This window comes from Desulfobulbus oligotrophicus, assembly GCF_016446285.1.
Lineage (GTDB): Bacteria > Desulfobacterota > Desulfobulbia > Desulfobulbales > Desulfobulbaceae > Desulfobulbus > Desulfobulbus oligotrophicus.
Genome location: NZ_CP054140.1, coordinates 1868359 through 1882157 on the forward strand (window position 1 = coordinate 1868359; position 13799 = coordinate 1882157).

Annotated in this window: 13 protein-coding genes, 2 pseudogenes and 1 riboswitch; of the genes and pseudogenes, 8 read left to right on the top strand and 7 right to left on the bottom strand. The window is 54.8% G+C overall.

Going from position 1 to position 13799, the window contains the following annotated elements; all coding sequences use genetic code 11:
* Positions 1 to 87: 87 nt before the first annotated feature.
* The 4 genes from HP555_RS08395 (at position 88) to HP555_RS08410 (ending at position 4630) form a co-directional block, all read left to right on the top strand.
* A complete protein-coding gene (locus tag HP555_RS08395; protein ID WP_199261473.1) occupies positions 88 to 1257 on the top strand; it encodes an adenosylcobinamide amidohydrolase in 1170 nt (389 codons plus the stop codon).
* A 153-nt stretch (positions 1258 to 1410) separates the two neighbouring features.
* A complete protein-coding gene (cobO, locus tag HP555_RS08400; protein ID WP_199261475.1) occupies positions 1411 to 1932 on the top strand; it encodes a cob(I)yrinic acid a,c-diamide adenosyltransferase in 522 nt (173 codons plus the stop codon).
* Between the two features lie 184 nt (positions 1933 to 2116).
* On the top strand, positions 2117 to 3643 hold the full coding sequence (locus HP555_RS08405) for a carbon-nitrogen hydrolase family protein (protein ID WP_199261476.1): 1527 nt from the start codon (positions 2117 to 2119) through the stop codon (positions 3641 to 3643).
* Between the two features lie 84 nt (positions 3644 to 3727).
* Positions 3728 to 4630, top strand: a complete 903-nt coding sequence (locus HP555_RS08410; protein ID WP_233249115.1) for a sirohydrochlorin cobaltochelatase — start codon at positions 3728 to 3730, stop codon at positions 4628 to 4630.
* 445 nt (positions 4631 to 5075) lie between these two features.
* Here the strand turns inward: HP555_RS08410 and HP555_RS08415 are convergent.
* From HP555_RS08415 to HP555_RS08445, 7 genes and pseudogenes are all read right to left on the bottom strand, one after another.
* Positions 5076 to 5186: pseudogene (locus HP555_RS08415) on the bottom strand (GIY-YIG nuclease family protein); the annotation flags it as partial.
* Between the two features lie 107 nt (positions 5187 to 5293).
* Positions 5294 to 5557, bottom strand: coding sequence for a GIY-YIG nuclease family protein (locus HP555_RS08420; protein ID WP_199261480.1), 264 nt, complete (start codon positions 5555 to 5557; stop codon positions 5294 to 5296).
* A 177-nt stretch (positions 5558 to 5734) separates the two neighbouring features.
* Positions 5735 to 5821, bottom strand: a pseudogene (locus HP555_RS14380) (GIY-YIG nuclease family protein); the annotation flags it as partial.
* A 320-nt stretch (positions 5822 to 6141) separates the two neighbouring features.
* Positions 6142 to 6744: a PqiC family protein gene (locus HP555_RS08430; RefSeq protein ID WP_199261482.1), complete on the bottom strand. Its 603-nt coding sequence runs from the start codon at positions 6742 to 6744 to the stop codon at positions 6142 to 6144.
* Complete coding sequence (locus HP555_RS08435) at positions 6737 to 8368, bottom strand: PqiB family protein (RefSeq protein WP_199261483.1); 1632 nt, start codon at positions 8366 to 8368, stop codon at positions 6737 to 6739. Before HP555_RS08435 ends, HP555_RS08430 begins: the two co-directional genes overlap by 8 nt.
* Entirely contained in the window at positions 8365 to 8994 is a 630-nt protein-coding gene (locus HP555_RS08440) for a paraquat-inducible protein A (RefSeq protein WP_199261485.1), read from the bottom strand. The genes HP555_RS08435 and HP555_RS08440 overlap by 4 nt, the downstream gene beginning before the upstream one ends.
* Positions 8991 to 9695 (bottom strand): paraquat-inducible protein A, encoded by a 705-nt coding sequence (locus HP555_RS08445; RefSeq protein ID WP_199261487.1) that lies wholly within the window; start codon positions 9693 to 9695, stop codon positions 8991 to 8993. Before HP555_RS08445 ends, HP555_RS08440 begins: the two co-directional genes overlap by 4 nt.
* Before the next feature lie 438 nt (positions 9696 to 10133).
* Positions 10134 to 10312: riboswitch (cobalamin riboswitch) on the top strand.
* A gap of 403 nt (positions 10313 to 10715) precedes the next feature.
* Between HP555_RS08445 and HP555_RS08450 the strand changes: the two genes are divergently transcribed.
* From HP555_RS08450 to amrS, 4 genes are all read left to right on the top strand, one after another.
* Complete coding sequence (locus HP555_RS08450) at positions 10716 to 11066, top strand: hypothetical protein (protein ID WP_199261489.1); 351 nt, start codon at positions 10716 to 10718, stop codon at positions 11064 to 11066.
* A 196-nt stretch (positions 11067 to 11262) separates the two neighbouring features.
* Positions 11263 to 12102 carry an EFR1 family ferrodoxin gene (locus HP555_RS08455; protein ID WP_199261491.1) on the top strand — a complete coding sequence of 280 codons (840 nt, stop codon included), beginning with the start codon at positions 11263 to 11265 and terminating at the stop codon, positions 12100 to 12102.
* Positions 12103 to 12283: 181 nt separating this feature from the next.
* Positions 12284 to 12646, top strand: a complete 363-nt coding sequence (locus HP555_RS14445; protein WP_233249116.1) for a hypothetical protein — start codon at positions 12284 to 12286, stop codon at positions 12644 to 12646.
* Between the two features lie 130 nt (positions 12647 to 12776).
* Positions 12777 to 13790, top strand: coding sequence for an AmmeMemoRadiSam system radical SAM enzyme (amrS, locus tag HP555_RS08465; RefSeq protein WP_199261493.1), 1014 nt, complete (start codon positions 12777 to 12779; stop codon positions 13788 to 13790).
* Positions 13791 to 13799 lie beyond the last annotated feature (9 nt).

The window sequence follows — 13799 nt, forward strand, 5'->3', positions numbered from 1 at the left end:
CAGCATCTGACCTGGACCAACCCGCCAACCCACTGAAGAACTCCTTTTCGGCTCGAGAAACCAGAAGGTTTCGAGGAAAACCCCGGCATGCTCATCGACACTTTGTACAATGGCGTTGAAATTCATCGGCAGGAAAAAATACTTTGCGCCTGTTTTCTCAAACCGCACAGCATCCTCTCCACCTGTCCTGTTGCCGGAGGCCTGCGTTTTGATCTTACCTGTGTGTACAATCACCAGAGCTGTGAACCCGCTGGTCACAGCAAGCGCTTGTCGGCACAGCCCTGTGATGACCCCCACAGCTACCGTCGGACCATCTGTGCCCAGTACGGCCTGCCTGCTGAACAGTGCGCCACTTTGGGGACGGCTGCCAACATGCACAATGCCTGTATTGCACAGCAACAGTTTCGCGGTCTGACCGTTGCTGCAATCTGTACCGGCGGTGTGGATGCCAATGCCGGCCGGGTGGGTGATCCTGCCACGGTTGTGGAGACTGCGACCGGGTTTGAATCCCTGACCACGGCAACCACTGTTCCCGGGCCGGGCACGATCAACACCATGGTGTTTATCAGCAGACCGTTAACCCCTGGAGCCCTGACCCGCTGCATTATGACTGCCACTGAGGCCAAGGTGGCGGTGTTGCAGGAGCTGGCGGTTAACTCCCGGTATTCCGATGGTCTGGCCACCGGCACCGGCACTGATCAGATCGCGGTTGCCGCCCTGGAAAACGACGAAGTGCCGCTGACCAGCAGTGGTAAACACGTCAAACTGGGAGAGATGATCGGCCGGGCTGTGTACGAGGCCACAAAACAGTCGCTTGCCCGCCAGAACCAGCTCACGCCGATCAGCCAATGTTCAGCGAAAATTCATCTGGAACGTTTCGGCTTAAACCGGATCGGAATGCAGGATATGATCTGTGCGTTTCTTGATCAGGAACTGGCTGCACTGCTGCGCAGTAATTTTCTGGCAATCGAACGTGATCCTTTAACCGTTGCCGCCGTAGCCGCCCTGGTTCATTTGCGAGACAAGATCTCCTGGGGGGTACTGCCGCAGACCTGTCAACAGGAGATCATGGCTGCCCATGCCGCCCAGGTGGCCTGTGCGGTGAGCGGGCAGTATGAGCGGCTGGCCGCCTACCGGGAACAGCTGGCAACCTCGGCAGCCACAGAGGACAACCATGCTTTCCTGATGCTGGCATGCCGGGCCCTGGCCCTGGGGTTTGCCGATAAGTGGTCTGTGCTCACTGATGCCTCCTTATAACAATACGTTGTGGACCGCTGTTGCCGGCTGTGAAAGAGTGTGCTCTTTGTGCGCATGGCTGTTGTCTGTGGACATCACCGCATCTTTTGAAACAGTGAAAACTACAGTGTGCAGCAATATAACATCATCCCGCAGACATGGAGAAAGGGCGGTATGCAAAAAGGACTGTTAATCGTCTATACCGGTGACGGCAAAGGCAAGACCACCGCAGCCCTTGGTATGGCCATGCGGGCGGCCGGACATGGCCTGCCGGTCTGTTTTGTCCAGTTTATCAAGGGGTCATGGCACTATGGTGAGTTGGAGGCGGTCAAACGATTTGATGGTCTGATCGATCTGCATGTCATGGGAAGGGGATTTACCTGGAAATCCGAAGACAGGGAAGAAGACGCCCGGCTGGCGCGCCAGGCCTGGGATTTTGCCTGCCAGGCTGTTGACTCCGGCAGATATCATACCGTGGTCCTTGATGAGTTTACCTATCTTCTCCATTACGGTATGCTTGCGGTGGAGCCCTGCCTGGAGTTTCTGGCGCGTCGCAACCCTGACCAGCATGTGGTGATCACCGGCCGGTATGCACCGGAGGCCCTGATTGGCGCTGCTGATCTGGTCACTGAGATGCGGATGATCAAACATCCTTTAAAGAGCGGGGTGAGGGCGCAACGGGGTATTGAGTTCTGACAGCAGGTTGGGCCGGATTTGCCTGTATACCTGCCCCTGTAGCTGTAGAATGCGGCTCTGATCCGTAACGTTGCGTTTAACTGTCTTGAACCTGGTTTTCGTGTCATCCGGCAAGGTTGTGTGAAGATAGACACCTGCATGCCTGCCGACCGGTCAGGATGCTCTTTTGCCCACAGAGGAAAACATGTCTGTCTTAAAAATCGCCCTGGTGCATGCAGTTGTTGTGCACAAACAACCGCAGACAAACCGGCGGGAACTGTTGGCGCTTGTGCAGGAGGCCGGTGAGCAGGGGGCACAGCTGGTGGTTGCTCCGGAGCTTATGATCTCCGGCTACTCCTTTGCCGGTCATCACGATATGGAACCTTATGCGGAGACTGCAGAGGGCCCAACGGTTACCGCCGTGGCGGCTCTCTGCCGCCAATACGGCATGTACGTCTGTGTGGGCATGGCCGAACTGGAGCCGTTGACCGGTATTTTATATAACAGTGCCTTTGTCCTTGATCCTGTGGGCAGCATTGTATGCCGGTACCGAAAAATCAATGCTGAGTGTAGATGGGCCTGTCCAGGCGATCCTTGTCAGGATAACACCTTTGATACTCCCTGGGGGCGCATGGGGGTGCTCATCTGTTCTGATTCGTATCACAGCCTGATGGCCAGAGTTACAGCGCTTCGGGGGGCTGTGCTGCTGCTGATCCCGTCGACCTGGCCGCCGATCGGGGTCAACCCGGTGGAGATCTGGCAGGCCAGGGCCCTGGAAAACAGTCTGTTTATCGCGGCCTGTAATCGAACCGGCTGTGATCTGATTATGGACTGTCGACAGGCTCCTTCTGCTTTCGTCGATCCGCAGGGGACTGTTGTGCTGCAGAAACAGGCGGCAACCTCACAGCTGCTGATCGTTGATCTGCACCTGCAGGATAGCGGCCGGATACAACCAGCCCATCAGTCTGTCCCTCTGCCTGCAGGAGATCTTTCCCGGTTGCGCTCATGCTATCTCAACCTGTCCGGCATCACTAACCTGACGCAGTTTCTACAGCTGCCGCCTCCGGGTCGGCTGTTGCTTTGCTGTCATGCGCTTCTGTCGCCGGATGGTGCCCCTGCCCTGGCTGTGGCAGAGACAACAGATGCAAAGACAGACACACTACATGTGTTGCCCGCCCATGCCTACAGCCGGAATTTTCTGGATGAGGTGCGCAGCCGGTGTGCGGCCACCGGGCACAGTGCCCTGTTCATCAACACCTCGCAGACCGTACCTGTTGTCCACTGGTTGAACGGTGCGGCCGATCCCTGTCTGTGGAACTGGGATACTCTTACGGGTGGACAGGAGGGCCGGCCGGTTGATTGCACCTACGGGCCGGCCCGGGTCCGGCTGTTGCCAATGCAGACGCTCCGGCAGCCGGAACTGGTTTTAGCCTCGGCAAAAGAGGGTGTGGATGTGGTGATTGTGCTGAGTCCTCATTTTAACGAGATCATTCGGCTCCTGGCAGGGGTCCGCACCATTGAACAGGTGGCCGTGGCGGTCTGCTCTCCGGAGGGTGCCGGCATATGGATGATACCGACTGACCATCAGCGCTGGGGAGAGACCCTTGTCGGGCCCGGCGGGAGTTGTTGCTGTTTTCTTGATACCGGTAAGACACGTGTCAAACGGTTTCAGGAACGTATTGATTATTCGGTTCTTCTGCAGAGGCGGGCATCAACGTCTCAGAGCCGTTGATGCTGCTTCCGGAGAATAACACAGACAGGCTGTGGATAAGGTATCCATGGCATTTATCAACCTTTCCGATAAGGAGAATTTCGTATGTGGCGTATGTTGATGAAGCAGCAGTGGCTGATGCTGTTGTGTGCAACCCTTGTGCTGACCGGTGTATCTGTTCGGGATGGTCATGCCGCTGACCAGCCGGGCAAAGAGGAGAAAAAACCTGCCATCCTGCTGGTAACATTCGGCACCAGTGTTGAGAGTGCGCAGGCGGCCTTTCGCACCATCGAGCGACGGGTAAAGGCAGCCTTTCCGAAAATCGAGGTGCGCTGGGCATACACATCAAAGATTATCCGAACAAAGCTGGCCAAAGAGGGTGTGGCCATCGACTCTCCGGAAATGGCCATGGCCAGGCTGATGGAAGACGGCTACACCAGGGTGGCGGTGCAGTCACTGCACATGATTCCAGGAATAGAGTTTCATGAGCTGTATGCCAATGCTCGTCTGTTTGGTCAGATGTCCGGCGGATTTGAAAAAGTGGTCATCTCAAAGCCCCTGCTGGTGAGCAACGAGACCATGGAAAAGGCGTTGCAGGAGATCGCCACCCGGGTGGTTCCCAAAGAACGGAAATCAACCGAGGCTGTGGTTCTCATGGGGCATGGTACCCATCATCCCAGTGATGCTATGTACAGCGCCCTGATGTACAAGGCCCAGAAGATGGATCCCAATATGTTTGTCGGTACTGTTGAAGGGGCACCGTCTTTTGATGAGATCAAAGATGCGCTGGTGGAGAAGAAGATCAAGAAGGCGTACCTTATTCCCTTTATGACCGTTGCCGGTGATCATGCCATGAACGATATGGCTGGTGATGAGCCGGACTCCTGGAAGAGCAGGTTGGCTGAGGTCGGGATAGAGGCTGTGCCGGTCATGAAGGGGTTGGCTGAGTTTCCCTCTGTTGCTGATATGTGGGTCGACCAGTTAAAGATCGCCATGGCTGAGTTGTAATAGAGTGAGATACGCTGTTGCAGTTGTTCTTCAGTGGCCCGGTGCACCGAGCCGGGCTGCTGGAGACACTGCTGGTGTAAAGCGTTCCATTTTGTTTGCTGGCGAGAATATAGGTGGAAGCGTGTTTATCTTCCATATGGTGTTCCTGCATTCAACTGGATTCCGCGACTATCGCGCGGAATGACACCAATCGGGCTCATACATCACCTCCGCCACCTGCAACAGCATTCTGCGCGAAGGACGCGTAGCGGCCGTAGTCGCAGAATCCATCATCTTTGATGCGCCAGACATGGACTCCGTAACTGTACGCGGAATGACATCAATCGGGCTCAGACATCACCCTGTCACCTGCAACCGTCATTCTGCGCGGTATGACATCAAATTGACTCAGACATCACCCCATCACCCGCACCGGTCATTCTGCGCTGAAGCTTTCAGAGTGTGTTTTGTTTTTATGTTCATACATACGACGTTCCAGGTTGCTGGTCACCCCGGTGTAAAGCGTTCCATTTTGTTTGCCGGCGAGAATATAGGTGGAAGCGTGTTTACCTTCCATGTGGCGTCCCTGCATTCAACTGGATTCCGCGACTACGCGCGGAATGACACTAATCGGGCTCAGACATCACCCCATCACCTGCAACCGTCATTCTGCGCGGTATGACATCAAATTGACTCAGACATCACCCCATCACCCGCACCGGTCATTCTGCGCGAAGGACGCGTAGCGGCCGTAGTCGCAGAATCCATACAATCCAGACTCAGATCTTTCCAATCCGGATTGTTTTTCTCAATCAAAGCAATTTTCCATGCTCTACTTCTGTTTTTATGTTCATACATACGGTGCTCCAGATTGCTGGTCACCCCGGTGTAAAGCGTTCCATTTTGTTTGCTGGCGAGAATGTAGGTGGAAGCGTGTTTACCTTCCATGTGGCGTCCCTGCATTCAACTGGATTCCGCGACTACGCGCGGAATGACATCAATTTGGCTCAGATATCACCTTGTCACCCTACGACAGTCATTCTGCGCGGTATGACATCAAATTGACTCAGACATCACCCTATCACCCTGCAACGGTCATTCTGCGCTGAAGCTTTCAGAGTGTGTTTTGTTTTTATGTTCATACATACGACGTTCCAGGTTGCTGGTCACCCCGGTGTAAAGCGTTCCATTTCGTTTACTTGCTAGAGGTATAGGCGTGTTTACCTTCCATGTGGCGTCCCTGCATTCAACTGGATTCCGCGACTACGCGCGGAATGACATCAATTTGGCTCAGATATCACCTTGTCACCCTACGACAGTCATTCTGCGCGGTATGACATCAAATTGACTCAGACATCACCTCGTCACCCTACAACGGTCATTCTGCGCGAAGGACGCGCAGCGGCCGTAGTCGCAGAATCCATCATCCTTGATATGCCAAACATGAACTCTGCGATAGTCTCAAAATCCATACAACCCAGGCTCAGATCTTTCCAATCCGGATTATTTTTCTCAATCGTTTTACCCTTTGGCTACCAGCTACCTGTTTGGATAGCGCGGGCAATCTCTTCGCTGAGTGCGGCGATGTTCTGGCGCTGCGTCGCAACCCAGGCGGCTTGGCTGCTGTCTGTTGGTTGTCTGCCAAACGTACTGCGCCGGACGAAGCGGACGGCTCGTGTATCAGGGTCAATGATTGACCAGCGCACACTAAAAGATGCCTCCTGACCGGGCAGACCTTCTAACGTCAGCACATCAAGCACAATCTGACAGGTTATCTGTGCGTATCGGTTTTCCGGAAAAAGAGCGATCTGCTCTGTTTTGAGCCTGACAGCCAGCTGTTCACCAATGGCCCGGGCAATGTCATGGTCAAGGTCATCGGCCCAGCGATGCTGGTCGCTGAACTGAAAGGTACCGTTGGTTCCGAAAACCAGCCGTGATTGTTTGAGCCTGTCCGGCAGGTTGACCGGCCCGATCTGCAGCACGAGTTGGCTGTGGTTGTCCCTGGTTTCAGTCGCTGCCGGAAAACCGGTAAGGGTATGATAGCTGATGGGTTGGACAGCCGGGCCGCAGCCCAAAAGGCCGAGCTGCACTGTTCCAAGTATCAACCAGAGTACACTGAGGTTAAATTTATTCATCCGGCTGCCTTTTTTTGCCGAAAAGGATCGATTGTGGCTGATGTTCAAGGGTGGTGGTAAGCTCGCGCAATGCACGCAGGGTACGCGACAACTCTTCCAGGGTTTTGGTGGTGTTGTACTGCAGGGGTGAATTCGCACCCAGACTCTTTTGAACATCGATCAGTGTTTTTTGCAGCTCCATCAGGGCTGTCTGCAGTTTGGGTGCGGTCTCGCTGTTGAGCGTTGCGGTCAGGTTGCCGACCTCAGCTATGGTGGCGGTGGCGGCTTTGAGTGTCAGCTGGAGTTCGTTGCCGATCTGATCAAAGGGCACATTTTCAAGCCGGGTAAGGATACGGCTCACACTTTCCTGCAGTCGTTCAAACGATCCGGTAACGGTGGGCACCACCTGCACCCCGTTTCTGGTGGTTAAGGTGGCCCTGGGGGCATCCGGCACAAAGACGAGGTTGACCATCAACTGGCCGGTGAGCAGGTTGGCGCTTTGCAGTTGGGCCCGCAGGCCATGCCGTTCCACCATGGTTTTGATGAACAGGCTTGGATCGTTGTTGAAGATCTTTAAAATCTTCTCTCTGTTGGAAAAACTCATCCGCTCCGGTTCGATGGCCACAGTTACCGGGGCCACGAATTTTTTCTGTTCCAGGTCAAATTCCAGGTTCAGGTCGACAACTTCGCCCATTTTGATACCGTAGAGTTCCACCGGTGCACCGATCTGCAGGCCGCGTACCGATTCATCAAAGAGCAGGGTATAGTAGGTGCGGATCGTGTACCGTTTTTCCTGGATGGCGTTGCGGTCGGCATACAGATGGAAGGTTGTGTCCTCCTCCGCCTCCTTACCCGGTCCCGAATCCTTGGGCAGGTCAAAGGCAATGCCGCCGTTGATGATCGACACCATGGATTGGGTGTCGATTTTTAACCCATGGGCACTGAGCGATACATCAAAACCACTGGCGTTCCAGAATTTAGTATTCTTCGTCACCCTGGTAAAGTGGGGGGCATCAACAAAGATCACGATGTCCACACCGGTCCCTTTTTCGTTCAGGTTGTAACCCACCACCTGACCCACCTGAATCTGCCGATAGTACACCGGAGAACCGATATCAAGAGAACCCAGTGAGTCGGCAACGATCTTGAACGATCTGCCGGGATGGTCAAAGGTGACCACCGGTGGTGTCTCCAGTCCGGTGAAGGTGGAGGCAGGCTTTCCCAGTCTGCTGCCGTCAATGCCGATATAGGCGCCGGACAGCACGGTTCCGAGTCCGGTTATCGAACCACCGCTGATGCGCGGCCGGACCACCCAGAACTTGGTCTGATCGGTTAAAAACACCTCACTTCCCTTAATCATTTTGGCGGTGACCATCACTTTGGCGGCATCTTCACTCAGAGCAATGGATTCCACCTGGCCGATATCCACATCCTTGAACTTGATTTTAGTCTTCCCCGCCTCCAGACCGTCAGCCGTGGCAAAGGTGATGGTAATGGTCGGCCCCTTGTCACGGATGGCCTTGAACGCCAGCCAGCCGCCGATGGCCAGGGCCACCAGTGGTACAATCCACACAAGGGAAAAACGGCGTTTGGCCGGAACAACGGGTGCGGCAATATGTTGTTCGATCGTTGAACGATCAGTCATACGTCCTCCTCAAGTACATCCCAGATCAGACGGGGATCAAAGCTGTTGGCGGCAAACATCGTCGTCACCACCACGGCAGCAAAGTAGATGGCGGCAGGCCCGGCCTCAATATCGGCTATGGCTCCCAGCTTGACCAGGGCCACCAGAATGGTGACCACGTAGATGTCCACCATGGACCAGCGGCCCACCAGCTCGGTTAAGCGGTAAAGACCGGTGCGGTCTCTGGGGCGCCACTGTGACCGAAAGCGGACAGTGAGCAGCAGAAAGATCAGAATACACAACTTGGCAAAGGGAACAAAGATGCTGGCAATAAAGATGACCGCTGCAATCTCCCAGGAACCGGTCTGCATAAAGTAGATCACGCCGCTGAGGATGGTGTCGGTCTGCTTGGTTCCCAGGGAGGTGGTAATGGTGATCGGCAGCAGGTTGGCCGGAATAAGCAGGATCATCGCTGCACAGATCAGGGCCCAGGTACGGGTCAGGCTGTTAGGTTTACGCCGGTGGAGACGGGCACCACAGCGAGGACAGTACGGAGAGTTGTCTGCCTGTTGAACCGAGACCAGTTGCCGGCAGTCGTGACAGCTGATCAATCCCACTTGCAGGGCGGTGGCGGTTTTGGTGTTCATCGGCGCTGGTCAAGACGATCCCACAACAGGACCGGGTCAAGGCTTGCAAAGGCGGCGGCCATGACAAAGATCAGGGCTGCAAAGGAAAAGACGGAAATCCCCAGGACAATGGTTGCCAGGTGATCGAGTTTTACCAGAGCCACCAGAATGCCCACCATAAAAACCTCCATCATTCCCCAGGGGGCAAGCTCCTGGACAATCCGATACAAGGAGCCTGCAGAGGGCGCCGGCCGTCCACCCAGCTGCAGTGGGACCAGAATATAGAGCAGCCCCAGCATCTGTACAAGCGGTATGAGTACGCAGGTGAGAAGAACCAGCACGGCAAGGCTGTGCATATCCTGTTTCCAGAGTTCATGGATACCGGACAACAGGATGGTCTCCTGCGCCAGACCGCTGCTCCGGATGGCCAGAAAGGGAAAACTGTTGGAGAGAATGAAGAGGATCAGAGCGGCTGTGATCCAGGCCAGTGAGCGTTCAACTGTTGCCGGTTTTTGACGGTGCAGCACCGCGCCGCACCGGGAGCAGAGCAGGGTGGTGATTGCATGTTCGGGCAGGTGGTGCAGCAGATCACAGTCATGGCAGGCGATAAGCCGGTTTGTGTTGAAACCGACAACTGCTTTGGTGTGCTGCTGTGCCGTTGCTATACCGTTTCTGCCGGATAAGGATGACAAGGTATGGTCTTGAGCGGATGTGTTGCGCATAAGATGCAGAAAGAAGTAAGGGATGCCGGATAAAGAGACCTCATTGGCCCCTCTGTTTTGGAAAGTGCCTTTGATGTCGGTTTTCCCGGGCGTATACAACAGGTTGGCAACGCATGGCTGATGGGGGTGGAGGTCTGTTCAGGGGTAGATGCCAATTTTTACATGGTACGATCTTGCTGATAAAGGGAGCGTAAGCAGTGGTTTATACCACTGTTCAGGGTTGATGTCACCTGTTCACATGTCCGGTGTTTTTATTGAACGTGGTGATACCCCGAGGCAGGGTGCTTGGGCTGCAGCAGCCGACCCGGGACAGACAGGCGGCATTTTTCAGACAGTTCACCATCCCGCAGACACCGGTGACCGGCGGGATTGTGTGGGCAGTGTGCTTTTTTTATGCTTGACAAGAAGGGGGTGAACCGCTTAGGTGTGCATGTAATTCAGTTGAATAGTTTTTCAGGTTCCGTAAGGATGAAAAGGGAACCCCGTGAGAATCGGGGACGGGCCCGCCGCTGTATTCGGGGACGAAGCTGCACAATGTCACTGGCCGTACGGTCGGGAAGACGCAGATAGTAGAGCGATCCGAAAGTCAGAAGACCTGCCTGAAAAGATGATAGTTGTTTTCTCTCTGGACAAGGGGAAACATCGGTACGTGGATAAACCAGGGCATCCCCGGATCAAGAGTCATTGATCCGGGGATTTTTTTTGTTCAACCCTGCTGTTGTACGGCTTGTCCCGGACCACCTCTTCCTGCTGTAAAATTGTACCTGTTGCCATGTTGCTCCGGGCGTTTTGTTTGCCGGCAGACGCCTTAGTTGTTGTACAGGAAGGAGGTCCGGGGCCGGTTTTTTGTACTCCGGCGTTTAAAGCGCGTCATCAGAGCATCTTTTCTCGATGCCGCCGTAGTTTTTTCAAAAGCGTTCACCCAAAAAGATCGAAGTATGGTATAGAGACAGTACAGGTAAGATAGCGGCAGGGAAAACTCCTGTATCCCCTCCTTGAACCTTGCACTGTGAAATCGCCATGAAAAAGACAACGATCTTTGTCCTTGTTTTCTGTATCCTGTCCATCTCCTTTAATCCGGTGTCTGCATGGAGCCGTCATCACTGCTGCAGTGGTGTTGCCCTGGGATGGGGGTTGACCGGACTCTTTCTCGGTTCAGCGCTCACAGCCCTGGCCTATCGTCCTCCACCACCTGTCTATCCACCGCCGGTTGCTGCTGCTCCGGTAACCACCTACGCGCCGGTTGTGCCGCCGGGCATGTGCCGGTGGGAACGGTATGTGCTTGATCACTACGGTCAGGTTCTGCTGAATCAATATGGGTATCCGATAAAGGAGTACACCATAGGTTCTTGTCAGTATCCGCCGTATTGACGGTATGTTCTGTCATTGGATGTACCTGCCTGTACATCGGACTGTTTGCAAGGTCAGAGACGTGTCACCGGGTTGGAAGGCATGCAGCGCGGTTGCGTTGCCGACAGACTGTTTATCCGGCAACAGATCTTTGTTGAACAGGCCGAACGTGTGCCAATCGTCATGTTCGGGATGACCCTAACAGGAGACTTGTTTTATGAACTACGCGCATCGTATTGTCTACTTCTCACCCGCCGGCACCACCCGCCTGGTGGCGGAAACCATCCAACAACGTTTACTTGAACAGCAGTGTCAGGTCGAGATGGCTGACCTCAGTGTGCAGGGTGCGGCCGCTGCCCGGTCTCTCCCCGATCTGTCCGATACACCTGTCTGTCTGTGGATCGGCTCACCTGTCTATTGCGATCATGCCATTCCTCTGGTCAGCCGCTGGATCGATGCCCTGACACCGAATCAAACCGGCCGTGCCGTTCCCTTTGTCACCTGGGGTGGTGTTGCCAGCGGTCTGGCCCTGCCTGAGATGGCTGCCCAGCTCGTTGAAAAACAGTATATCCCTGTGGCTGCGGCAAAAGTTCTGGCTGTACATGCCTCGATGTGGGGTGCGGTAGAACCACTGGCCCAGGGACGCCCGGACCAGGCAGACCTGGATCAGGTGCGGACACTGGTTGATGTGGTGGTGGAGCGACTTGCACAACAGGAACAAGTGGTGCTTGATCTGCAGAAGCTTGATTATCTTCCGCCGACCATGCGTGCTGAGGCACAGATCAAATCGTTGGCTGCAGCAAAGGCCTCCATGCCGCCGCTGGCTGCAGACGAGCAACTCTGCACAAGCTGCGGGATCTGCGCTGAGGTGTGCCCGACCGGGGCCATTGTCGTAGATCCGTATCCGATCATCAGTGAGGCCTGTGTGGTGTGTCAGCAATGTGTGCAGGCGTGTCCGGAGGGAGCGTTTCCTTCAAATCCCGAGGCCATGGCCGCCCGTATCAGGGAGATGGCCGCCCGCAGCCAGGAGGAACAGGCAACAGTCTTGCTGTATTGAGCAGCAGCCGATGGCAGCGAAAGATGATCGGAGCTGGTTTGCCTGCAGCTGCCTGTTCTTTATGACCCTGTCCGCCGGAAATCGTACGTTTAACTGTACAGCTTTTTTTACGAGCGCTCGTTGATGACCGGGCTCGACATGATGCTCCACGACAAGAATTTCTTTCAACAGGAGGATGACCATGGTCAAGATACAGTCCTTTACAAAGATTGAAAATGAACTGCTGCCCAAATTCAGAAAACAGCTCAACGAGGCCGAATCAACCGAGGACGTAAGAAAATTCTTTGTGTACTGTGTTCATGAGCTCTGCAACGAGGCCCTGGATAGACAGGTGTCGCTGCAGTTTGAAGATATCAGCCTGCAGCCGGAAGGCGAACAGCCGTTTCAGGTTGCTGATCACCTGCTTGCCAATGCAGCCTTTGCCGAGGTCTGGCAAAGTTCCGACCTCTCCCATATCATCGGCCGATTTGCAGAACAGGCCGTTGGCCGTTATCGGCGTCTTGAGAAAAATCCGGCCAAGACAGAGGCTAAAATACGCATGTAGCGGTCTCTGCTCTCTGAAGAGAATGCCTTGGTTCAGGCAGGTGGTGCCTGAAGGTCCGGCAGAATAAAAGAGAAACAGTCGTCACTGTACAGTGCGCGACCTGGCCCGAATGCCGACAAGGGAGGGGAGTATGCATGAAGCATTGTTTTACAGACAGTCTCCAGACGGCAGAGTCGTCTGTGAACTGTGTCATCACCGCTGTCGGATAAGCGAAGGCAAACGCGGCATCTGCGGTGTGCGTGAGCACCGGAACGGCCGACTGTACTCCCTTGTCTACGGTAGGCTGGTTTCAGAAAACATCGATCCCATCGAAAAAAAACCGCTCTTTCATGTTGTCCCCGGCAGCCGATCCTATTCCATTGCCACGGTGGGGTGTAACTTTCAATGCCTGCACTGCCAGAACTATCAGATCTCCCAGTACCCGCACCTCTGCTCAGGCGAAATCACCGGTGCACGCAGAACACCGCAGGATGTGGTGGATGCGGCACAGCGCAGCGGTTGTGCCGGCATCAGCTACACCTATGTGGAGCCGACAATTTTTTATGAGTTTGCCTACGATTGCGCCAAGCTGGCAAAGGAAAGGGGCCTGAAAAATGTGTTTGTCAGTAACGGTTATATGACCGGTGAGGTGGTGCAGCATCTGGCACCGGTGCTCGACGGCATTAACATCGATCTCAAGGCATTTACCACCGAATTTTATCAGGAAGTCTGTAAGGCCAGGCTTGAACCGGTTGTCGAAAATATCCGTCTGTTTCACAGCCTGGGTGTGCTGGTTGAGGTGACCACGCTGCTTATTCCGGGCTTAAACGACAGTGAACAGGAGGTGCGAAACATCGCCCGTTTTCTTCAGGATGTTTCTGCAGATATCCCCTGGCATGTCAGCGGCTTTTATCCTACTTACAAGATGCAGGACCGGCCGGCCACACCGGCGGCAACCATTGCCAGGGCCTGTGCCATCGGCAGGGAAGAGGGGTTGCACTTTGTCTATGCAGGCAATGTGGGTGGAGCCGGAGGAATGGATACCCACTGTCCCGGCTGCGGGGCGCTGCTTGTGCAGCGGGTTGGTTTTGGCGGTCAGGTAAAGGGCATGCATGATGGTGCGTGCAGTGCATGCGGCCTCCCCATTGTGGGCATCTGGTCATAACCAACTCTT